Genomic DNA, 21,469 nt, shown 5'->3' with positions numbered 1-21,469 from the left:
ACTTGCGTGCTCACTCGTCGAGCGGCAGCAGGCGCGTCCGTCCCCCGGGGTCGAACACCGAGGGGTCGCCCCCGGCGGCGCGCGCCCGATCGCGGAGCGCCCGCGCGAGCGACACGGCCTCCGCGCGCTCGTCGTCGGAGCGGAACGCCAGCCGAACCTCCTCGCTCCGGCCGTCGACGCGGAGGTACAGCGAGAAGCCGGTCGGTCGCGCGATCGGCGCGAGCCCCGTGAGGTCGCCGTAGCGGATCCGCAGCGTCTCGGGGTCGTGGACCGCCTCGGTTCGCGAGACCGCGTGCGGGTCATACCACCCCAGCGACTCCGGGAGGTCGCCGAGGAGGCCGTTCCCCGCCCCGGCGAGCAGCCGGGTGAGGCGGCCGTGACGCGTCGTCGCCAGCAGGAGTTCGTCGTCGCCGAGGAACGCGCGCCCCGGGCGAGCGCGCTCGTCGGGAGTCGGACGGAGGAGGACGTCGACGGCGTCGGGGACGGCCATGCGTTCGGATTCGAGTCGGATCGTATGAAGCCGGCGGCGCCGCGGATCCCGAGGCGTACACGGCGGCCGGGAGGGGATCCGCGGGATACCGTCAGCCCTGTCCGGTCACGCAACGCTTACCGCGGGCCCGCACTCACGTCCGCCCATGCGAATCGCGCTGCTCGGCGGCACCGGCGACATCGGCGAGGGGCTCGCCGTGCGCTGGGGCCGCGACACGGATCACGAACTGCTCGTCGGCTCCCGCGACCCCGAGAAGGCCCGCGCCGCGGCCGACGACTACGCCGCGACGGTCGCAGAGGCCGGCGGCGACGCGACTGTCAAGGGCTTCGACAACGCGATGGCGGCCGACCGCGCCGACGTGGTCGTGCTCGCGGTGCCGCCGTACCACGTCGCCGACACGGTCGAGGCGGTCGCCGGCAACCTCGACGCCGACGACGTCGTCGTCACGCCCGCGGCGGGAATGAAACGGGAGGACGACGGCTTCCACTATCACCCGCCGGGCGCGGGCAGCGTGACCGCGCTCGTGCGCGACGCCGTCCCCGACGAGGTGCCGGTCGTCGGCGCGTTCCACAACCTCGCGGCCGGGCGGCTCTCGGATCTCTCGCAGAACCTGGGCATCGACACGCTCGTCCTCGCCGACGACGACGCGGCCGCCGACACCGTCTCGCGGTTGGCCGAGGAGATCGAGGGACTGCGCGCGCTGTCGGCGGGCGGGCTCTCGAACGCCGCGGAGGTGGAGTCGCTGACGCCGCTGCTGATCAACGTCGCGACGAACAACGAGGACCTGCACGACCTGGGCGTCCGGTTCGACTGACCACCGCGCGGGTCGAGTCGGCTGTCGCCGCGGATCGGACGCTCCCGCGCTACTCGCCCGTCTCGGCGACCTTCACCACCTGCTTGCCGACGTTCTCGCCCTCGAACAGCCCGAGGAACGCGTCGGGGGCGTTCTCGATGCCCTCCGTGACCGTCTCGCGGTACTGCAGGTCGCCCGCGGCGACCAGCCCGGCGAGGTGCTCGGTCGCCTCGCGGAACCGCGGGGCGAAGTCGCGCACGAGCAGGCCCTCGACGCGGGCGCGCGCCTCGACGAGCTTGCCGAGCTTCCGCGGGCCGGTGGGGAGTTCCTCGTCGTTGTACAGGGCGATCTGTCCGCAGACCGCGACGCGGGCGTCGACGTTCAGCCGGCCCCACACCGCGTCGGTGACGGGGCCGCCGACGTTGTCGTAGTACACGTCGACGCCGTCGGCGACCTCGTCGAGGCGAGCGCCGACGTCCTCCTCCTTGTAGTTCATCGCGGCGGTGAAGCCCAGGTCGTCGGTGAGCCACTCGCACTTCTCGTCGGAGCCGGCGATCCCGACCACGTTCGCGCCCTGCAGTTCGCCGAGTTGGCCGACGACGGAGCCGACCGCGCCGGCGGCGCCGGAGACGACCATCCAGTCGTCGGCCTTCGGCTCGGCGACCTCGCGGGTGCCGAAGTAGGCGGTGCGGCCGGGCATTCCCAGCACGCCCAGCGCCGTCGAGACGGGGAGGCCACCGGTGTCGACCGGCGTGAGATCCGACCCGCTGGCGGTCGCGTACTCGGCCCACGGGAGGTTGCCGACGACCGTGTCGCCCGGCTCGAACCCGGCGCCGTTGGACTCGACGACCTCGCAGACGGCGCCGCCGCGAAGCGGGTCACCCACCTCCCACGGGTCGGCGTACGACTCGCCGGCGCGCATCCGGTCGCGCATGTACGGGTCGACCGAGAGGTACAGCACGCGCACGAGCGCCTCGCCCGGACCCGGGTCGGGGCGGTCGACCTCGCGGAGGTCGAACGTGTCTGTGCTCGGTACGCCCTCCGGTCGCTTCGCGAGGTGGAAGCGTCTGTTGTCGGACATGGACTGTACGACGGGCGCCCGGCGCGTAACCCTTCGGGAACGGGACACGACGCGCCGGCGGTTTCCGGTCACGGCCCGTCACCGAGGGGACCCGGCCAAGCGGACAGCCAGTCGAACGTCGCGGTCGGCCGATCCGCGTCAGCGGTCGACCTCGCCCATGATCGTGTCCAGGCTTCCGAGGCTCGCGATGAGATCGGGCACGTGTTCGCCCTCGGCCATCTCGGGCAGCGCCTGAAGGTTCGAGAACGACGGCCCGCGGATCTTGAACCGCGCGGGCTCGTCCGTCCCGTCGGCACGGACGTAGATGCCGAGTTCGCCCTTCGCCGCCTCGACGGCGGTGTACACTTCGGTGTCGTCGTCGGGTTTGATCGTTCTCGGGACGTTCGCCTGCACCGAGCGATCGGCTTCCGGCCACCCTTCGAGGAGATCGAGACACTGCTCGATGATCTTCGCGGACTCTTCCATCTCCCGAAGCCGGACCTGCAGTCGGGCGAAGTTGTCGCCGGACTCCTGGGTGACGACGTTCCAGTCCAGTTCGTCGTAGTAGCCGTAGGGGTCGTCGCGGCGGAGGTCGTAGTCGACGCCGGAGCCGCGGAGGACCGGTCCCGTACAGCCGTAGTCCTTGGCGACCTCCGGCGGCAGCACGCCCGTGTCGACGGTTCGGATCTGGATGATCTCGTTGCCCGTGAGCAGGTCGTGGAACTCCGCGAGCCGCCGGGGCAACTCCTCGAGGAAGTCGCGGGTCTTCTCGAAGAACTCCTCGCGGGGTTCGGGGAGGTCCCACGCGACCCCGCCGAGGCGGAAGTAGTTGAACATGAGCCGCTGGCCCGTCAGATCCTCAAGGATGTTCTGAACCGTCTCGCGCTCGGTGATCGCGTACATGAACGTCGCGGTGAAGTCGCCGGCGACGTCGAGCGCGTACGCGCCCACCGCAAGCAGGTGCGAGAGGATGCGCGACAGCTCGGCGCTCATCGTCCGAACGACCTGCGCGTACTCCGGCACCCCGATGTCCGCGAGCGTTTCGGCGACCCGGGCGTACGCCCACTCGTTGAGCAGGCCGGCGCCGCCCCAGTCCCAGCGGTCGGGGTACGGCATGATCTGGTGGCGGTAGGTTCCGTTCTGACACATCTGCTCCTCGCAGCGGTGGATGTAGCCGATGTCCGGCTCCACGTCGACGACCTGCTCGCCGTCCAGTGTCGCCTCCAGGTGCATCACCCCGTGGGTCGCGGGGTGGTGTGGCCCGATGTTGAGCATCATCGTATCCGTGTCCCGCTCGGCGCGGGTGTCCGACTCCAGCGGATTGGCGTTCTCGTCGTATCTAACGATCTGCGGACGGGTCCGGTCGTAATCGAGCGACAGCGGATGCCCCGTCCACGTCTCGGGGAGGAGAATGCGGCGGAGGTCGGGGTGGTCGTCGTACTCGATACCGATCAGGTCGTACGCCTCGCGCTCGTGCCAGTCGGCCGTCCGGAACACCGGCTCCGCCGACTCGCTTCGGGGCGCATCGGTGTCCGCGGGAACGACCACCGAAACCTCACGAGTCGGATCGTCATACGCCTTCAGGTGGTAGATGGACTCGTAGCGGTTCTCGTACTCCTGTGCGGTGACACACGAGAGGTGGTCGTAGCCCGCCTCGTTCTTCAGCGTGGAGAGCACGTCCTGTACTGCGTCCGGGCGGATCACGTAGCCGGGCGCGTTCAGGTGCTCCTCGCGACCGATCACGCGATCGCCCAGCAGCTCGGCGAGCTCGTCGGGTGGCGCGATCGGGTCGTCGCTGTCGGGTCGTTCCGCTGGCGTCTGTGTGCTCATGGATGCGGGGGTAGCCGGTGGCCGCCGCGAGGAACGCGACGGATCGCCGGTCGTGTCCGGTGGTCGATCCCACAGGACGCTGACCGTTTTCCCGCATATCTGGGATCGTTTATGTGCCGGGCACGCGACCCGTCCGGGCGTGAAGACGCTCGCCCTCCGGCTTGACCCCGACGAGGCGTCGACGCATCCGATGCACGCGTTCGTCGCCGACCATCCGGAGTTCGGCCCGACGCGACTGCTCCAGTGGAACCCGCGGATCGGCGAGACGAACGTCCTGTTGTTCCACATCGACGGGCCACCCGAGCCGTTCCTCCCCGCGCTGGACGGCGTCGACACGACGGAGGTCGTCGAACCGTCCGCCGAGTCCACCGTCGACGGCTTCTACCTGTACGTCCGCGAACGCCTCACCGAGCGCGACCGCGGACTCGTCGAGGCGTTCGCCGACGAGAACGTCGTGGTCGTCCCGCCGGTCGTCTACGACACCGACGGCTCGATGCGCTTCTCGGTCGTCGGCACCGGCGACGCGCTCGGACGGGCGATCGACCGAATCCCCGACGGCGTGGACGTGTCGGTCCGTCGGGTTCGCAGCGGCGCCGGCGCGGCGGTCGCTCCCGGCGGGGGACTCACCGATCGCCAGCGCGAGGTCGTCGCCGCCGCAGTCGACGCCGGCTACTACGAGGAGCCGCGGGGTGCGACGGTGGCGGACGTGGCCGAGCGCCTCGACTGTGCCCCGAGCACGGCGGCCGAGCACATCCGGCGGGCGGAGGCCACGCTCGTCCGGGGCGCCGTCGACGATCGATAGCGACGGGCGGAACGCGGCTCCCGAATCGTCCCTCTCGACGGCCGGAGCCGAACAGTTCACCGGCCGCCTCGCCGCCGGCAGGGCGCTTATGGCCTCACGGAAACGACGAACGGACATGACCGGACTCGCGCTCGACTCCACCCAACTCGACCGCTACTCGCGGCACATCATCCTCGACGAGGTCGGCCCGGCGGGTCAACAGGCGCTGCTTTCGGGCTCGGCGCTCGTCGTCGGCGCCGGCGGGCTCGGCTCGCCGGTCGTCCAGTACCTCGCGGCCGCCGGGGTCGGCCGCATCGGCATCGTCGACGACGACGAGGTGGAGCGGTCGAACCTCCAGCGACAGATCGTCCACGCGGACGCCGACGTGGGGCGCCCGAAGGCCGAGTCGGCCGCCGAGTACGTCCGCGACCTCAACCCCGACGTGGACGTGGAGCCCCACGAGACGCGGCTGCACGCCGCCAACGCCGAGGAGCTGATCGCCGGCTACGACGTCGTCGTCGACGCCTCGGACAACTTCGGCACGCGCTATCTCGTCAACGACGTGGCGCGCCTGACCGAGACGCCGGTCGCCCACGGCTCCATCTACAAGTTCGAGGGGCAGGCGACCACGCTGGTGCCCGAGGGGCCCTGCTACCGCTGTCTGTTCCCCGAAGCGCCCGAGCCGGGCGAGATCCCCGACTGCGCGAGCACGGGCGTGCTGGGCGTGCTCCCCGGAACCGTCGGCTGCGTGCAGGCGACCGAAGCCGTGAAGCTCCTGCTCGATGCGGGCGAGGTGCTGGACGGTCGGCTCCTGTTTTACGACGCGATGGACATGACGTTCGAGACGGTGCCGTACCGCCGCAACCCGGACTGCCCGGTGTGTGGCGACGACCCCATCGACTCGATCGAGGGGATCGACTACGAGCACGGCTGCGGCGTCACCGCCGACTGAGCGCGATCCGGCGGACGCGCGGGCGGGGACGGCGACCACCGCGACGCCGGTTCGGTCCGTTTTTCCTTCCCGGTGTCGACCGCGAGCGTATGCACGACCTCGCAGCGCACGCCGAGCGGAGGGAGCGATGAGCGTCGCCGACCTGCTCAACGGGATGCCGTTCGCCGACCACCTCGGGATGGAGGTGGTGGAGGCCGCGGAGGGACGCGCGGTCGTCGAACTCCCCATGCGCGAGGAGCTGTCGTCGGTGCCGGGGCGGCAGATCGCCCACGGCGGCGTCACGTACGCGCTGGCGGACACCGCCGCGGGGGCGGCGGTCATCTCGCTACATCACAAGCCGACGCCGACGGTGGACATGCGGATGGACTACCTCGCGCCGGCGACGACCGACCTGCGCGCGGAGGCGGAGGTCGTGCGCGACGGCGGCACCGTCGCCACGGCGGAGGTGACGATCGAGGACGTCGACGGCACCCACGTCGCCGACGCGCGGGGAACGTTCAAGACGGGCGGCGGCGGCGACGGCGGCGCCTGGGGCGTCACGCCCGGCGACGATTCGCTGGCGGAGTAGCCCGGCGCGGCGGGATCGATGGAGCCGCGTCGCGGTCGATCGGCGCGACGGCGTCGCGCCCGGCGGGATGCGTGGGTTCTTCCCGAAAGATAACGTTTTTCGGCCGCCCCTCGGAACTCCGAGGTATGTCCGACGAACTCAAGCGGGGACTGGAGGGCGTCCTCGTCGCCGAGTCCGACCTCAGCTTCATTGACGGTGACGAGGGGAAACTCGTCTACCGCGGCTACACCATCGAGGACCTCGCCGAGCACGCCTCCTACGAGGAGACGCTGTACCTCCTGTGGAACGGCGAACTCCCGACGGAGTCGGAGCTGTCCGCGTTCGCGGACGCGATGAGCGCCGAGCGCGGCCTCGACGACGACACCCTCGAGACGGTCACGCGCCTCGCGGCGGCCGACGAGGAGCCGATGGCGGCGCTGCGCACCGCGGCGTCGTCGCTGTCGGCGGCCGACCCCGACGCCGACGCCGACCCGACTGACCCCGAGGCGAACGTTCGCAAGGCGCGCCGGATCACGGCGAAACTGCCGACGGCGCTGGCGGCGTTCGCGCGCGTCCGCGACGGCGACGAGCCCGTCGAGCCGCGCGAGGACCTGGGGCACGCCGAGAACTTCCTGTACATGCTCAACGGCGAGGTGCCCGACGAGGTCACCGCCGACGTGTTCGATCAGGCGCTCGTGCTTCACGCCGACCACGGCCTCAACGCCTCCACCTTCTCGGCGACGGTGACGGCGTCGACGCTCGCGGACATGCACTCGGCGATCACCTCCGCGGTCGGCACGCTCTCGGGAAGCCTCCACGGCGGCGCCAACGCCAACGTGATGCGGATGCTCCAGGAGGTCGACGAGGCCGACGAGGACCCCGTCGAGTGGGTGAAGCGGGCGCTCGATGAGGGCCGCCGCGTCGCCGGCTTCGGCCACCGCGTCTACAACGTGAAGGACCCGCGCGCGACGATCCTCGGCGACCGCTCGGAGGCACTCGGCGAGGCCGCCGGCGACCGGAAGTGGTACGAGATGAGCGTCGCCATTGAGGAGTACATGGCCGAGGAGAAGGGCCTCGCGCCGAACGTCGACTTCTACTCGGCGACGACGTACTACCAGATGGGCATCCCGATCGACGTCTACACGCCCATCTTCGCCGTCTCGCGCGTCGGCGGCTGGGCCGCGCACGTGATGGAGCAGTTCGAGGACAACCGGCTGATCCGTCCGCGGGCTCGCTACGTGGGCGAGACGGACGCGGAGTGGGTGCCGATCGACGAGCGGTAGATCGAAACCTGGTAGTACGGTCGATCGATTTTTCTGGAATCTCGATCCGAGATGCGTGATCACACGCGTCTGAGAAACAGTTATCCGTATGGAGAGGCTATAGTGTGTATGGATCTAAAGATCAAAAGTCCCCGAAGCGACGACTACAGCGAGTACGCCGAGAAGGTCCGGAGCGAGGCGCGAAATCGAGCCGGCGAGAGCGGACGGCTCGTCCGTCACGAGGTCGGCGAGCGCATGTTCGACCTCATGACCGACTACTTCCCCGAGGAGTACGCGGCCCGCCGCCGCACCGAACTCGGCCGCGCGTTCGGCGCCGGCCTCGCGGTCGGCTTCCTCGGCCGCGAACTCGTCCGGTACGCGCGCCGGTAGGCGCCACACCCACCTCGCGCTCGCAGCTTCCGGCTCGTCGCCGCGTTTCGTCGTCCGTTTTCGCTCCGTCACCCGTCCGAGCCGACGCTCCCTCGCTCGTCGAGCATGGCGGTCGCCCGGCCCACCCAGTCAGTCCGGACGAGCCCCCACGCCGTCACCGCGAGCATGAGGACGTAGCAGGCGAACTGACCGGCGTAGGCCGCCTCGATGCCCCAGCCGGCCAGCTCGTACAGCCCCCACGACACCCCGACGTAGCCGCCGAACATCCCGATCACCCGCGAGGCCAGCGGGACGCGCGTCTCCCCGGCGGCGTCGAGCGACGCCGACGCGACGACGTTGGTGATGCCGAGCACCCCCGAGAGCCCGAGCACCGTGACGAACGGGGTCGCGGCCGCGGCGACCGTCGGGTCCTCGGCGAGCAGTCGCGCGATCGACCCGGCCGCGAGGGCGACGCCGCCGCCGAGTACAAGCGCGATCCCGCCCCCGAGCACGACCAGCGCGGTCGCGACCCGCGCGACGGGAAGCCCAGCCTCGCCTCGGACCCCCGGCTCATCCCTCGGAGCCGCCGGCGTATCGTCGTCGGTCACGCCGTCGGCGGTGTCGTCCGCGCTCGCGGCGGCGCGCTCGCCGAGACGCTGACCGACGACGATGCTCGCGCCGCGGCCGACGCCGCTGCCGACTGGCGCGAGCACTTGCGTGTACACCCGCCACGCGAGCTGGTAGCCGGCGTTCGCGGCCGTTCCGAACTGAAGCACGAGCGTGTTGAACGGGAACACCGCGACGGCCGTGACGACGCCCGCGGCGCTCTGTGGGACGCCGATGCGAACGATCTGGCGCGCGATCGTCGGGTCGCGCGGACGGACGAACCTCACCGGACCCCGCAGGTGGGCGTAGGCGACGAGCACGAGCGACCGGGCGGTCATCGCGACGAGCGAGGCGGCGCCGATGCCGACGATACCGAGCCGGGGCGCGCCGAGCAGGCCGAGGCCAAACACGAGTGAGGCGCCGGCGTTGAACGCCGAAGCTGGCACCGACACGTACGTTGGCGTCTTGGTATCGCCGGTGGCCTCCAAGGTCGCGCTCGATACCGCCGCGAACGCCCCGAGCGGCATCGGCACGGAGACGAGCGCGAGGTAGCGCGCACCCTCCCGGGCGGACGCGGCGTCGGCGCCGACGAGCCGGAGCACCTCCGCGCCGAGACTGATCCCGACGAGCGCGAACGGGAGCGTCACGAGCGCCGCCAGCAGGGCCGCCTGAGTGAACGCCTCGTCGCGGTTGGCGTCGGCGCCCGCGCCGGTGTCCTGGCTCGTGAGTGTCGCGGATGCCCCGACGACGCCGCCGCTCGCGCGGAACGGCAGCGAGGCGAAGAGGTCGGCGATGCCGAGGCCGACGACCGCTGCCGGCGACAGCGCCGCCGAGATGACCACATCGGTCGTCCGCATCAACTGGCCGACGCCGTTGCGGGCGGTCACGGGGGCGCCGAGCCCGACGGCCCGCCGCCACGTCGGGTACCACCCGGCCGGCAGCGCGCCGTCGAGTCCGGCGGCGACGCGGGAACGAAGGGACACGCCGGCCGGGCGAGGGATCCAAACTTGTAGCTATCGGCCCATTGTCACGCGGTAACGATGGATCACGCCCCCTCGGGGCCCCCCGTGCCTTCGGCCTCGTCGCCGTCGGCGCTCCCGCGTTCGGCCATCATCTCGGCCGCCCGATCCGCCCAGTTCGTGTAGCGGAACCCCCAGACGACGATCGCGGTCATGCAGACGTACTGGAGGCCGACCGCGAGGTACGCCCCTCGTGCGCCGAAACCGAGCACCTCGCCGACGAGATACGTCGTTCCCAGCAGGAAGCCGAACGTTCCGACGAGCCGTCCGACGAGGGGAACGCGCGTCTCGCTGGCGCCCTGAAGCGCCCCCGAGAGGACGGTGAAGGCCACGAGGAACGCGGCGGTCGCGCCGTACACGCGGGCGAACGCGACCGCGTGCGGAACCGTCCCGGCGTCGTCGGTGAACACCGAGACGAACGCGGGCGCGAGCGCGACGAGAAGGACGCCGATGACGCCGACGGTCGCGAGCCCGAGCCCCGTCACCGCGTAGCCGTTGTACCGGGCGCCGTCGGCGTCGCCGTCGCCGAGCGACTGCCCGACGACGACGCTGGCGGCGACGTTGTAGCCGCGCGAGAGCGGGCCGGTCACCTGCTGGTACATCCGCCGGCCGATCTGGAACCCGGCGTTGACCTCCGTGCCGAACCCGAGCAGCAGCGCGTTGAATGGGAACTCCGCGATCGTCGCGGAGAAGCCCTCCAGCACCCGCGGCGTCGACACCCGGAGGAGCTGTCTCGCGATCACCGTGTCGCGCGGGCGGACGAGGCTCGCGTCGGCCCACGAGGTCGCCATCGCCGCCAGCAGGAGCGCGGCGGTGAGCACGTTCGCGGCGGCGGTCGCGATGCCGACACCGACGATGTCGAGCCGCGGCGCGCCGAGCAGGCCGAGCCCGAGGACGACCGACCCAGCGATGTTGAGCGCGTTCGCGAGCACGTTCACGTACATCGGGGTGCGGGTGTCGCCGGTGCCCTGCAGCGACCGCGCGCCGATGAGCGCGACGTGGCGCGCGGGCGCGGTGGCGAACACGATGGCGAGGTACGTTCCCCCCAGCGCCGCGGTGTTCGCGTCCGCCCCGAGGAGTGCGATGATCGGCTCGCCGAGGAACAGCCCGACGAACACGAACGGCACGCCCGCGAGCAGGCCCATCAGGAGCGCCTGTGTCACCGCCTCGTCGCGATTGGCGTCGGCGGCGGCGCCGGTGTCCTGGCTGGAGAGCGCGATCGCGCCCCCGCCGAGGCCGAGCCCGATGCGGAGCGGGAACCGGGCGTACAGGTCCGCGAGGCCGATGGCGACGACCGCCGCGGGGGAGAACTGCGCGGTGACGACGATGTCGGTCGTCCGCATGGCCGTGCGGAACGTCTGCTCGGCCATCACGGGCCACGCGAGCGAGAGCACGCGCCGCCAGACGCCGAGCAGGCGCTCGCGATTCATATCGGTCCGTCGAACGGTCGCGGTTTGGCGGTTCCGGAAGCGGAACGCCGCGGGACGCTCGATCCGGAAGCCGCGGTTGGCCCACGGGCTCCGACCGCCCCAACAGCCAAGCCCGCGGGCGGGTTGTGGCTCCCATGGACGTGTTCGTGTACGGCACGCTGACGGAGCCCGCCCGGGTGCGCGAGCTGCTCGACTCGTTCGCGTTCGCCGGCGCCGCGAGGCTGGAGGGGTTGCGCGTCGTCGAAGGTCGCTACCCGACGCTCGCACCGCCGGTCGAGGACGACAGCAGCGACCGCGTCGGCGACGACGGTCTCGGCGACGACGCGGCGGTCGGCGGTCGGCTGTTGCGCACCGACGAGATCGCGGCGCTCGACGCGTACGAGCGCGTCGACGACGGGCTGTACGTACGGGTCTCGGTTCCACTTATCCGTCCCGACGGCGACCCACAGGGCGAGGCCGCGGTGTACGTCGGCGACCCCGAGCGGCTCGACGCGCCGGCGGCGTGGCCGGGGAACGGACCCTTCGAGGCGCGAGTCGCGCGCACGGTCCGTGACCGCGGCGTCACGGTACGGATACAGCCGCAAAGTTGAAGCGCGCGACGGGAGGCGGACAAGCGTCTGACACCGAGGATACGTGGTTGCTGTCTTGCGGTTTCACTTTCACTCCGCGTGACTTACTTTTATGTACTCGGGGTGTCTGTCTGCGATCGCACGTCACACGCGTGCATTCCCCCTCTTTCCCCACGTTCCGTTCGCGAGCCGCCGGCCCGATCCTGGGGCCGACCGGTCTCGGGCGGCGACTCCGTTCGATCCCCGGCCGACCGACTGCGGTGATCACAACCGATACACCGGCGACCGGCGAAGCCGGAGTATGCTCGACTACGAGGACGTGCTCGCCGCCCGCGAGCACGTCGAACAGGTCGCGGTACGGACGCCTCTAAACTACTCGCACAGTTTCTCGGAGCTGACTGGGGCGGAGATCAACCTGAAACTGGAGAACACCCAGCGGACCGGTGCGTTCAAGATCCGCGGCGCGATGAACCGCATCGCCGCCCTCTCCGAGGCGGAACGCGATCGGGGGGTCGTCACCGCCAGCGCCGGCAACCACGCGCAGGGGGTCGCGCTGGCGGCGACGCGGGCCGGCGTCGACTCGACCATCGTGATGCCGAAGTACGCGCCGGTCTCGAAGGTCGAGGCGACCAAACGCTACGGCGGCGACGTCGTCCTCCACGGCATCGACTACGACGAGGCGCAGGCGCACGCCCACGAGCTCGAACGCGAGGAGGACAGGGTGTACGTCCACGCCTTCGAGGACGAGCGCGTGATGGCCGGGCAGGGGACGATCGGCTTGGAGATCGCCGACCAGTGCCCCGAGGTGGACACGGTCGTCGTCCCCATCGGCGGCGGCGGGCTGATATCGGGGGTGGCGACGGCGCTGAAGGGCGCGCTCGACGACGTGCGCGTCGTCGGCGTGCAGGCGGCCGGTGCCGACTCGGCGGCCCGTTCCGTGCGCGAGGGCGAGCGAGTCGAACTGGAGGGCGTCGACACGGTCGCCGACGGCATCGCGGTTCGCGAGGTCGGCGAGCACACGTTCCCGTACATCCGCGAGCGCGTCGACGAGGTCGTCACCGTCGACGACGAGGCGATCGCCGAGACGCTCACCCTCCTTCTGGAGCGCTCGAAGACCGTCGTCGAGGGGGCGGGCGCGGTGGCGCTTGCGGCGGTGCTGGAGGAGCGGTTCGACTACGGGGACGGGGAGGTGATCGTCCCGGCGCTGTGTGGCGGGAACATCGACATGAACACGCTGATCACGGTGATCCTCCGCGGGCTCGTGCGAATGGGCCGGTACCTCAAGGTCTCGCTGGAGCTGAAGGACCGCCCCGGCGAGTTGGAGCGTGTCGCGAGCATCATCGCCCGCGAGGACGCGAACGTGTACGCGCTGACCCACGACCGCACCTCCCGCGACATCGCCGTCGACGCCGCGGACCTGGAGATCGAGTTGGAGACCCACGGACACGAGCACGCCGCGGAGGTCGTCGCCGCGCTGGAGGAGGCGGGCTACGAGGTCGATGTGGAGGCCTGACGCGACGCCGCCGTAGCGGCGGCGGGCCGACGCCTCACCGAGCCGACCGACTCCCCCGCGATTTATGCGCCGGCCGGTCGCACTCTCGTGTATGAAGCGTGTGGTCTCCACCGACGAGGCGCCGGCCGCGGTCGGCGCGTACAGCCAGGCGACGACGAACGGCGACCTCCTGTTCACGGCGGGGCAGATCCCGCTCACGCCGGACGGCGAGTTGCGGGACGACGCGCCGATCGCCGAGCAGACCGAGCTCGCGCTCGACAACCTCCTCGCGATCGTGGAGGAGGCCGGGGGCGGCGCCTCGGACGTGCTGAAGACGACGGTGTTCCTCGCGGACATCGACGACTTCGAGGAGATGAACGAGACGTACGCCACCTACTTCGATGCGGAGCCACCGGCGCGCTCGGCGGTGCAGGCGGGCGCGCTCCCGAAGGGCGTCGGCGTCGAGATCGAGGCGGTCGTCGACGTGTCGTAGGCGGTGTCCCGCGAGAAGTCGGCGCTGCTGTGGGGCGCGATCGGGCTGTTGGTCGTGCTCGTCGCCGGGCAGGCGCTGGTGCTGGTCGGGCCGGGGCTCCCGTTCGGGTTCGCCGGGCTGTTCGCGCTCGCGGCGGTCGTGGGCGCGATGGTGGCCGTCGCCGCCTATCGGTTCGAGTATCGACTGACGCGGAAGGGACAGGCTTAAAACTCACAGCGGGGAAGGATCGATACGAGCCAGGATGGCCGAGTGGTAAGGCGCACGCCTGGAAAGCGTGTTCCCCTATGGGATCCAGGGTTCAAATCCCTGTCCTGGCGTCTTCTGAAGGACTCGCACCGCGAGCGACGCGAGACGTGAACGAAGTGAACACCTCCGAGCGAGCCGCGAGTCCGTGAGACCCGTACGCAGGGATTTGAAGTAGACGAGTCGCAGCCCGCGCAGCGAGCAACGCGAGCGAGCAGGCCCGTCTCGGCGTGGTTCAAATCCCTGTCTTGCGTCATCTGGCGTGACGGAACTGTACCCGTCAACAGCGGATCGCCGTCGAGTGCTCTGCGGAAAACCGTGGTGATGAGCGCGAAAGCCCCTGCCACGCTCGTGGGCTGGGACTCGCTGCGCTCCTCGCTCACTGCGTTCACTGCGGTGCTTACGTCGTCTCGTCTCACGAGCGCGGCAGCCCCTTTCAGTCCCGCCCACAGCGACCGCACCGAAGCCACACCCTCCCCAGCCGACTCACTCACCGTTCGCTCCACTCACGGCTCGCTCGTCCCTTGCGCGTGTCCGGCGGGCAAACAGGCCCGCCGGCGCGCGCCGACCGCGAAGAACTAGTCGTCCGCCGACGGCGCCGACTCCGGCGCCTCCACCAGCGACTCCGCGTACCCCGCCAGCATCTCCTCGACGTACTTCGCGACCACGTCGACCTCGACGTGCACCGGGTCGCCGACCGCTTTCTCGCCGAGGTTCGTCAACTCGTACGTCGTCGGGATGATCGCGGCGTCGAACTCGCCGTCGCGCTTCTCCGCGACCGTCAGCGAGATCCCGTCGAGCGCGACCGAGCCCTTGTCGACGACGTAGCGGTCGAACCCCTCGGGGACCGAGAAGGTAAACCGCCAGTCCTCGCCCACGCGCTCGATCCCGGTGATCTCGGCTGTGGTGTCGACGTGGCCCTGCACCACGTGGCCGTCGAAGCGGCCGTCCGCGGCGAGCGCGCGCTCGATGTTGACCGCGTCGCCCTCGCGCAGGTCGTCGAGGTACGTCTTCGCGACCGTCTCGGCGGCGAGGAACACGGAGAACCACGAGCGGTCGTCGTCGCGCTCGCCGAACTCCTCGACGGTGAGACAGACGCCGCTGACGGCGATCGACTGCCCGTGGTGGAGGTCGTCGAGCCCGCCGGCCGCGACGCGCAGGCGGAGCCCGTCGGGCGTCTCCTCGCGCCCGACCACCTCGCCCGCGGTCTCCACGATTCCGGTGAACATGCCCGACAGAAGTGTCTCACGAGCGGAAAGCGTTCCGATACCGAGACGCCCCCGGAGACGCGTGAACTTATCCGGGGTCCGCCCGCGTCGATAGATATGGACACGATCGCGCGGCTGCGTTCGAGCTTCGTCGCGGGGTTGTTCGTCGTGCTCCCGTTGGCGGTGACGCTGTTCGTTCTCGACTGGGCGGTCGACCGGCTCACCGTCACGCTCGCGCCGCTCGTGAGCGGCACGGGTCTCGCCGAGGTGGCGGGCAACGAGGCGCTCGCGACGGCGCTGGCGATCGGGTTCGTCGCGCTGGTGATCACCCTCGTCGGCTTCGTCGCCTCCCACGAGGCGGGGCGACGGCTGTTCGGCGGGTTCGAGCGGGGCGTTCGGCTCCTGCCGGTGATCCGGGCGGTGTACTTCGGCGTCCGGCAGGTGAGCGAGTCGCTGGCGACGCCCGGCGACGGCTTCGACCGAGTCGTCGTCGCGGAGTTCCCCCACGACGGCACGTGGTCGATCGGGTTCGTCACGAACCCCGCCCCGCGGAGCGTCCGCCGGGCGGCCGGCGAGGAGCTGATGACCGTCTTCTTCCCGCACAGCCCCAACCCGACCGCGGGGAAGCTCGTGATGATCCACCCCGACGACTACGCGGAGATCGACATGAGCGTCGCGCGCGGCCTCCGGCTGCTCGTCACGACCGGGCTGTCGGTCGACGATCCGGACCGGCTCCCCGCGGCGGTCTCAACGGCCGAGTGATTCCGGTGCGGGTGTCCGACAGCCGAACCCGGGCGACAGGGTTTCAACGCCCGCCGCTGTAGCGGCCCGCGTGGCGCTCGGCATCCTCGAACAGGTCGGACTCGCGGCGACGCTGATCTTCGCGCTCCCGGTCGCCGTCTACGGGATCCAGACCGTCCTCAACGGCGACACCGTGTTCGGCACGGTAGCGCTGGTGATCGCGGTCCTGATGGTCGTGTTGCCCCGTCGACTCACGAGCCCAGACGACGTGCCGGCGAAGGCGGCCGAGACGGCCGTCGGCGCCGTGGTCGACGAGCCCGACGACGCCGACGAGCGATAGAGCCGGGACCGACTACTCGCGGTCGCGCGGCACCAGCGAGAACGGGTACTCGCCGAGGAACTCGAACCCGTCGGCGGTGACGACGATCAGGTCCTCGAGGCGGACGCCGCCCTCCTCGGGGTCGTACACGCCCGGCTCGATCGTGACCACGTTCCCGGCCGCCAGTTCGTCGTCGCCCCCCAGCGACGGCCCCTCGTGGAGCGAGATGCCGACGCCGTGGCCCGTCGAGTGGGTGAATCCCACCTCGGGGGAGTCGACGCGGAAGCCGTGGGCCGCGAGTTCGGCGGCGGCCTCCTCGTGGACGGTCGAGGCCGGGACGCCCGCGGCGACCTCCTCCAGTGCGGCCTCCCGGGCCGCCTCGACCGCGAGGTACGCTCGGCGCTCCCAGCCGCCGTCGGGGTCGACCGCGAACGTCCGCGTCACGTCGCCGTAGTAGCCGTCCGGGCCACGTGGCGACACGTCGAGCAGCACCGTCTCGCCCGGGCGGATCACGTCCGTGCCGGTGTAGTGAAGGTCGGCGGCCGTCGCGCCCGCGCCGATCACGGTGTTGCCGGCGTCGCGGACCCCGTGGGCCGCGAGCACCTCGTTCACCTGTCGTCGGAGGCGCTCGGTCGAGAGCACGCCGCCGTTCCAGCGCACCGCGCCGGCGCCGTCGTCCGCATCGGGGTCGACGGTCGCCTCGGCGAGGATCGCCTCGGCGCGGGCGATCCCGCGGATCGCCGCGCGCTGGACGCGGCGCAGTCGGCCGACCTCCGCGTCGGTCTTCGTCTCGCGGGCGCGTGCGACCGCGTCGGTCGAGGCGACCTCGTAGCCCGCCCGTTCGAGGTACACCGCCGCGTCGTGGGGGATCCCCCGTGGGACGAGCACGGTGCCCGACTCCACGCCGCGGTCGGCGAGCGCGGCGGCGGCGCGAACGCCAGCCGGATCGCCCTGGTCGTCGACGCGGACGGCGTCGCCGGGGAACTCCCGGCGCGCCTGTTCGTCGAACAGCGCGGGCGCACACAGGGTGGCGTGGACGCCGTCCGTACCCTCGTTCGTGTCCGGATCCGCATCGCTCGCGGGAGTCGCCACGAACGCGTAGTCGCGGTCCGGACCGGAGAATCGGGTCAGCCACCGGATGTCGTCGTCGAAGCGGTCGCCGACGGCGACCAGTCCGACGGCGTCGCGGTCAGCGAGTTCGGCCGCGAGCGGCGCGTCGTCGGTGTCGAGCGCGTCGGCGGATCCGGACGCGGGGCCGTCTCGCTGTGCGGGCATCTACGCTTCGACTTCGGGGTCGGGCGCCTCGACCTCCTCGACGATCTCGTCGACGATCGCCTGGGGGTCCGCCTCGCGGATCTCGTTGTGGAGGACGACCGAGATCGGCAGCGTCGGCGCGCCGGTGACGAGGTTCTCCATGAGGACGAGCCGCTCGCGAGCGCGGGACATGCCGACGTAGAACACCCGGCGCTCGTTGTTCGTGAGCACCGGCACCGGGCTGGTGGACTTGGTGAACTCCTCGCCGTCGACGCCGGTCACGTCGAGGCCCTGCTGTTCGGCCTGGGCGGCCATCTGCTCGACCACCTTCTCGGTGAGGTCGGTGTTGACGAACACGTGGTCGGCCTCGCGACCCTTCGCGGAGTGGATCGTGCCGAGGCGGACCCGGCTGGGGTCCTCGCCTTCGTACCCGCCCGCGAAGTACGCCTTCACGGACTTCCGCTGGAAGCTGGTGATCTTGCGGGCCATGTCGGCGGCCGACGGCCCGTCGGGCATGAACGGGACGAACTCGCTCACGTCCTCGGGGGACAGCGGTATCTCCGCGAGGTCGTCCTCGTCGGCGGTCTCCTCCACGTCGTCGAGGAAGTCGTACAGTTCGTCGCGCTCGTTGCTGCCGAACGCCGAGTCCTGTAGGATGTCAGCGAGGCGGCGCGCCTGCAGCGCGGTCAGCACCTCGTCGCGATCGACGGCCTCGATCGCGCGCACGTAGTCGGTGAGGCGGTCGGTCCACATCCGCTGGTCGGTGAGACACGAGAACGGGATCCCCTCGGCGATGAACTCGTCGATGAAGTCGAACATCTGATAGCGCGCGCGGAACAGCACCATCACCGTCTCGTCGTCCGTGCTCTGGACGGTGTGGCGGACGTTCCGAACGAGATCGAGCATCGACGGGGAGTCGATGGCCTCGACTGCGCCGCCCTCAGTGCGGGGTTTGAGGTCCTTCTCTTGGCGCCTGTCGATGTGGCGGATCTCCGTGTTGACGACGTTGAGGATGTTCGAGGGGAGCCGGTAGGAGTTCGGCAGCACCTCGTCGTTGTCGACCTCGGTGTCCAGAAGCAGCGCGGGGTCGGCGCCCTGCCAGGCGTACACGACCTGATCGTCGTCGCCGGCGATGAGGCACGACTCCATGTGCGGCTTCCACTCCTGGTACACGTCGTACTGCAGCGTCGTGATGTCCTGGAACTCGTCGATCACCAGGTGATCGACGCTTGGCAGCAGCGAGCGTTGTGCAACCCGTTCGAGCATGTCGGCGAAGCCGACCAGCCCCTCGTCGCCCTTGTACGCGCGCCACGCCCGGATCGCCTCGGGCACGTTGAGGCGGTCGTCGTCGCCGGGCCACGTCGGGGTGTACTTGTTCCCCTCCTGGGCGTTCGGGTCGATCTCGGGGGGGAGCCGGACCTCCTCGACATCCCACTGGAACGGCACGTCGTACCAGTCGGACACGTCGCGTTCTGTGCGCTGGAGCCACTGGGAGGTGGCGATCACCTTGTTTCCGAGCGTCGTCGAGCGCGCGGTGCGGCGGCCGCCGCCGGAGTACTCGTCCTCGAACTCGACGCCGTAGTCGTCGCAGAACTCCTCCTTGTCGTCCTCGCCGACCACGTCGCCTCGGGAGAGGTTCAGCAGTTCGTACGCCTTCGCGTGCATGGTGCAGACGTTCCCCTGCAGGTGACGCGGGGTCGTGTCGAGGCGTTCGGCGAGGCGCTCGCGGACCTCGGCGGCCGCCGCGCGCGTGTACGAAACGACGAGGATATCGCGGACGTCGGTCCCCTCGTCGATGAGCCCCTCGACGCGGTCGAGGAGCGCAGTCGTCTTCCCGCTGCCCGGACCACCGAACAGGCGGGTAACCGTCGGGTCGCTCATTACCATGTCCACTCGTCCGTGACTCATAAGCGACGTGGCTCGCCCTCACGAACGGACGTGTCCGGTCGGCAGAAGGTTCGTATCGGCGCCCTCGCGTCGCGTTGTCGGCGGCCGGGGCGCGGGTCCGCCGATCGCTTCGTCGATGCGTCGTGTCGTCAGTTCACGGCGTGGTCAGCGGGATGTCTCGGGTCGCCAGCCGCACACCGAGCACTCCGCGGCGTCGCCGTCGTGAAGCCCGCCGCAGTCGGGACACTGCTTTTTGTTATAGGACTCCTCCCATCGGGCCGTCTCCACGTCGTGGCCGCGGCTGGTCAGGAACTCGTCGAACAGGTCGCCATCCGGGCTCGGTGCCGACGCCATACATGTTACGCTATACCATGGGTACACATATACCTTCTGGCGAGTCTATCGTTCGTGAAACCGCCGGAAGGCGGTTCCGATCGTCCGAGGCGGCGCCGCGGAGTGGTCGGATCGCGGTTCGCCGTGAGCGAGCGGACCTCGTTGTGCGCGGCGTTGAGCCCCGCGCGGCGAACGCGGGGCCTCCCTCCGCCGATCAGAGCCCGTACAGTTCGCCGAACTTCTCCTCGACGTAGTCGAGGAAGTACTCGGCCGTCAGCGGCTCGCCGGTCGCCTCCTCGACCAGTTCGTCCGTCGGGTACCGCCGGCCGTGTCGGTGGACGTGTTCGGTCATCCACTCCCACAGCGGCTCGAGGTCGCCCTCGCGGATCAGCGCGTCCACGTCGCCCAGGTCCTCGCGCATCGCGTGGTCCAACTGCGCCGCCAGCACCGAGCCGATGGTGTACCCCTGGAACGCGGCGAAGCGGCCGCTCCAGTGGATGTCCTGCAGGCAGCCCTCGGCGTCGGTGTCGGGGACGACGCCGAGGTAGTCGTCCATCTTCTCGTTCCAGACCCGCGGAACCTCCTCGATCGAGATGTCGCCCTCGACGATCGCGCGGTCGATCTCACACCGGAGGATGATGTGGAGGTGGTAGGTGAGCTCGTCCGCCTCGACGCGGATCAGGTTGTCCGGGTAGATCTGATTCACCGCCTCGTACGCCTCCCGCGCGGTCGCGTCGGTGCCGAGGTGGTCGTTCGCCTCGTCGACGAACCCCTCCCAGAACGGCTCGGTTCGGGCGACGTGGTTCTCCCAGAACCGCGACTGCGACTCGTGAACGCCGGAGGACAGCGACGCACCGAGCGGCTCGCCGAAGCGGCCGTCCGGCAGGCCGAGCTCGTAGCTGGCGTGGCCGAACTCGTGGACGGTCGCGGTGAACGCGTCCATCGGGTCCTCCGGCTTGAAGCGCGTCGTGATCCGCGCGTCGAACTGGTTGCCGGAGGTGAACGGGTGGGCGGACACGTCGAGTCGCCCGCGATCGTCGGGGTAGTGCAGCAGGTCCAGCACGGCCTCCGAGAGCCCGCGCTGGGTGTCGTCGTCGTACGGACCCGCCGCGACGAACGGGGACGCGAGATCGGCGTCTGAGGCCTCGATCTCCTCGATGAGCGGGACGAGTCCCGTCTTCAGTTCCTCGAATATCTCCTCCAGCCGCTCCAGGGGGAGGTACGGCTCGCCGTCCTCGTACATGACCTCGTAGGCGGGGCGATCGGGCGTGATCGCCTCCGCGCGCTCGATCTGGAGGTCGCGCAGCGTCTCCAGCGCCGGCGCGAACCGTGCGAAGTCGTCGTCGGCCTTCGCCTCCTTCCACACCTGCTGGCTGTGCGAGCGGTGCTCGGTCAGTTCCTCGACGAGCGACTCGGGCACCGAACGGTTGCGCTCGTGTCGCCGCCGGATCTCCCGGACGTTCGCCGCGCGCTCGTCGTCGAGGTCGGCGTCCTCGGCGCCGTCGAGCGCGTCGGCCATCGCGTCGCTCGTCAGCTTCTCGTGGGTCGTCGCCGACAGCGCCGCGAGCTGTTTCCCGCGGGCGGCGGTGCCGCCGGTCGGCATCGTCACCTGCTGGTCCCAGTAGAGGACGCCGCTGCCGCTTTCGAGGTGGGCGATCCGTTCGTACTGCCCCATCAACTCTCGATACGCGTCGGAGGCGTCGTCGGTAACCGTCGAGTCGAGGTCGGTCGTCGGAGGTGCCATGCGGGAGCCAGCGTGCGCCGTGGTATCAACCTCCGGGTGGCCCGCAC

The 21,469-nt window shown here is 70.6% G+C and carries 22 protein-coding genes and 1 tRNA gene; 13 read left to right on the top strand and 10 right to left on the bottom strand.

Translation table 11 applies throughout. From position 1 onward, the window contains the following. Positions 1-10 precede the first annotated feature (10 nt). Positions 11-490: a hypothetical protein gene (locus tag K6T25_RS04625; protein ID WP_222916882.1), complete on the bottom strand. Its 480-nt coding sequence runs from the start codon at positions 488-490 to the stop codon at positions 11-13. A 145-nt stretch (positions 491-635) separates the two neighbouring features. Here K6T25_RS04625 and npdG point away from each other — a divergent pair, with 145 nt between their 5' ends. After that, complete coding sequence (gene npdG / locus K6T25_RS04620) at positions 636-1,304, top strand: NADPH-dependent F420 reductase (RefSeq protein ID WP_222916880.1); 669 nt, start codon at positions 636-638, stop codon at positions 1,302-1,304. A 49-nt stretch (positions 1,305-1,353) separates the two neighbouring features. Here the strand turns inward: npdG and K6T25_RS04615 are convergent, their stop codons facing one another. After that, positions 1,354-2,364 carry an NADP-dependent oxidoreductase gene (locus tag K6T25_RS04615; RefSeq protein ID WP_222916878.1) on the bottom strand — a complete coding sequence of 337 codons (1,011 nt, stop codon included), beginning with the start codon at positions 2,362-2,364 and terminating at the stop codon, positions 1,354-1,356. A gap of 138 nt (positions 2,365-2,502) precedes the next feature. Continuing rightward, positions 2,503-4,173 (bottom strand): NADH-quinone oxidoreductase subunit D, encoded by a 1,671-nt coding sequence (locus K6T25_RS04610; protein WP_222916877.1) that lies wholly within the window; start codon positions 4,171-4,173, stop codon positions 2,503-2,505. A gap of 139 nt (positions 4,174-4,312) precedes the next feature. Between K6T25_RS04610 and K6T25_RS04605 the strand changes: the two genes are divergently transcribed. From K6T25_RS04605 to K6T25_RS04585, 5 genes are all read left to right on the top strand, one after another. Then, on the top strand, positions 4,313-4,975 hold the full coding sequence (locus K6T25_RS04605; RefSeq protein ID WP_222916876.1) for a helix-turn-helix domain-containing protein: 663 nt from the start codon (positions 4,313-4,315) through the stop codon (positions 4,973-4,975). 115 nt (positions 4,976-5,090) lie between these two features. Then, the gene (gene ubaA, locus K6T25_RS04600; RefSeq protein ID WP_222916875.1) at positions 5,091-5,906 is read left to right on the top strand and encodes an SAMP-activating enzyme E1; all 816 of its coding nucleotides are present in this window, start codon (positions 5,091-5,093) and stop codon (positions 5,904-5,906) included. Positions 5,907-6,033: 127 nt separating this feature from the next. Next, the gene (locus tag K6T25_RS04595) at positions 6,034-6,474 is read left to right on the top strand and encodes a PaaI family thioesterase (RefSeq protein ID WP_222916874.1); all 441 of its coding nucleotides are present in this window, start codon (positions 6,034-6,036) and stop codon (positions 6,472-6,474) included. A 125-nt stretch (positions 6,475-6,599) separates the two neighbouring features. After that, entirely contained in the window at positions 6,600-7,736 is a 1,137-nt protein-coding gene (gene citZ / locus K6T25_RS04590; protein WP_222916873.1) for a citrate synthase, read from the top strand. Positions 7,737-7,844: 108 nt separating this feature from the next. Next, on the top strand, positions 7,845-8,105 hold the full coding sequence (locus K6T25_RS04585; protein ID WP_222916872.1) for a hypothetical protein: 261 nt from the start codon (positions 7,845-7,847) through the stop codon (positions 8,103-8,105). A 68-nt stretch (positions 8,106-8,173) separates the two neighbouring features. Here K6T25_RS04585 and K6T25_RS04580 read toward each other — a convergent pair whose 3' ends face one another. Next, the gene (locus tag K6T25_RS04580) at positions 8,174-9,673 is read right to left on the bottom strand and encodes an MATE family efflux transporter (protein ID WP_222916871.1); all 1,500 of its coding nucleotides are present in this window, start codon (positions 9,671-9,673) and stop codon (positions 8,174-8,176) included. A 62-nt stretch (positions 9,674-9,735) separates the two neighbouring features. Then, complete coding sequence (locus K6T25_RS04575; protein WP_222916869.1) at positions 9,736-11,139, bottom strand: MATE family efflux transporter; 1,404 nt, start codon at positions 11,137-11,139, stop codon at positions 9,736-9,738. A 134-nt stretch (positions 11,140-11,273) separates the two neighbouring features. Here K6T25_RS04575 and K6T25_RS04570 point away from each other — a divergent pair, with 134 nt between their 5' ends. The 5 genes from K6T25_RS04570 (at position 11,274) to K6T25_RS04550 (ending at position 14,010) form a co-directional block, all read left to right on the top strand. Further along, on the top strand, positions 11,274-11,729 hold the full coding sequence (locus K6T25_RS04570) for a gamma-glutamylcyclotransferase family protein (protein WP_222916867.1): 456 nt from the start codon (positions 11,274-11,276) through the stop codon (positions 11,727-11,729). A 280-nt stretch (positions 11,730-12,009) separates the two neighbouring features. Beyond that, a complete protein-coding gene (gene ilvA, locus K6T25_RS04565) occupies positions 12,010-13,221 on the top strand; it encodes a threonine ammonia-lyase (RefSeq protein ID WP_222916865.1) in 1,212 nt (403 codons plus the stop codon). Positions 13,222-13,312: 91 nt separating this feature from the next. After that, positions 13,313-13,693, top strand: coding sequence for a Rid family detoxifying hydrolase (locus tag K6T25_RS04560; protein ID WP_222916863.1), 381 nt, complete (start codon positions 13,313-13,315; stop codon positions 13,691-13,693). Between the two features lie 3 nt (positions 13,694-13,696). Further along, complete coding sequence (locus tag K6T25_RS04555; RefSeq protein WP_222916861.1) at positions 13,697-13,900, top strand: DUF7981 family protein; 204 nt, start codon at positions 13,697-13,699, stop codon at positions 13,898-13,900. Between the two features lie 28 nt (positions 13,901-13,928). Then, positions 13,929-14,010 (top strand) — tRNA-Ser (locus K6T25_RS04550). Positions 14,011-14,514: 504 nt separating this feature from the next. Here the strand turns inward: K6T25_RS04550 and K6T25_RS04545 are convergent. Then, complete coding sequence (locus K6T25_RS04545) at positions 14,515-15,165, bottom strand: riboflavin synthase (protein ID WP_222916859.1); 651 nt, start codon at positions 15,163-15,165, stop codon at positions 14,515-14,517. Positions 15,166-15,261: 96 nt separating this feature from the next. On the opposite strand from K6T25_RS04545, the gene K6T25_RS04540 reads away from it, so the two are divergent. Both K6T25_RS04540 and K6T25_RS04535 read left to right on the top strand, forming a co-directional pair. Further along, positions 15,262-15,906 (top strand): DUF502 domain-containing protein, encoded by a 645-nt coding sequence (locus K6T25_RS04540; protein WP_222916857.1) that lies wholly within the window; start codon positions 15,262-15,264, stop codon positions 15,904-15,906. 70 nt (positions 15,907-15,976) lie between these two features. After that, the gene (locus tag K6T25_RS04535; RefSeq protein WP_222916855.1) at positions 15,977-16,225 is read left to right on the top strand and encodes a DUF7533 family protein; all 249 of its coding nucleotides are present in this window, start codon (positions 15,977-15,979) and stop codon (positions 16,223-16,225) included. Positions 16,226-16,237: 12 nt separating this feature from the next. Here the strand turns inward: K6T25_RS04535 and K6T25_RS04530 are convergent, their stop codons facing one another. From K6T25_RS04530 to K6T25_RS04515, 4 genes are all read right to left on the bottom strand, one after another. Then, positions 16,238-17,479, bottom strand: a complete 1,242-nt coding sequence (locus K6T25_RS04530; RefSeq protein WP_222916853.1) for a M24 family metallopeptidase — start codon at positions 17,477-17,479, stop codon at positions 16,238-16,240. Beyond that, entirely contained in the window at positions 17,480-19,345 is a 1,866-nt protein-coding gene (locus K6T25_RS04525; RefSeq protein WP_222916851.1) for a UvrD-helicase domain-containing protein, read from the bottom strand. It lies immediately after the preceding gene. A gap of 165 nt (positions 19,346-19,510) precedes the next feature. Next, positions 19,511-19,699, bottom strand: coding sequence for an HVO_0416 family zinc finger protein (locus K6T25_RS04520; RefSeq protein ID WP_222916849.1), 189 nt, complete (start codon positions 19,697-19,699; stop codon positions 19,511-19,513). A gap of 193 nt (positions 19,700-19,892) precedes the next feature. Further along, the gene (locus K6T25_RS04515; RefSeq protein WP_222916848.1) at positions 19,893-21,422 is read right to left on the bottom strand and encodes a carboxypeptidase M32; all 1,530 of its coding nucleotides are present in this window, start codon (positions 21,420-21,422) and stop codon (positions 19,893-19,895) included. Positions 21,423-21,469: the final 47 nt, after the last annotated feature.

Source organism: Halobaculum rubrum (genome assembly GCF_019880225.1).
Classification (GTDB): Archaea; Halobacteriota; Halobacteria; order Halobacteriales; family Haloferacaceae; genus Halobaculum; species Halobaculum rubrum.
This window is presented reverse-complemented; position numbering and strand designations above follow the sequence as displayed.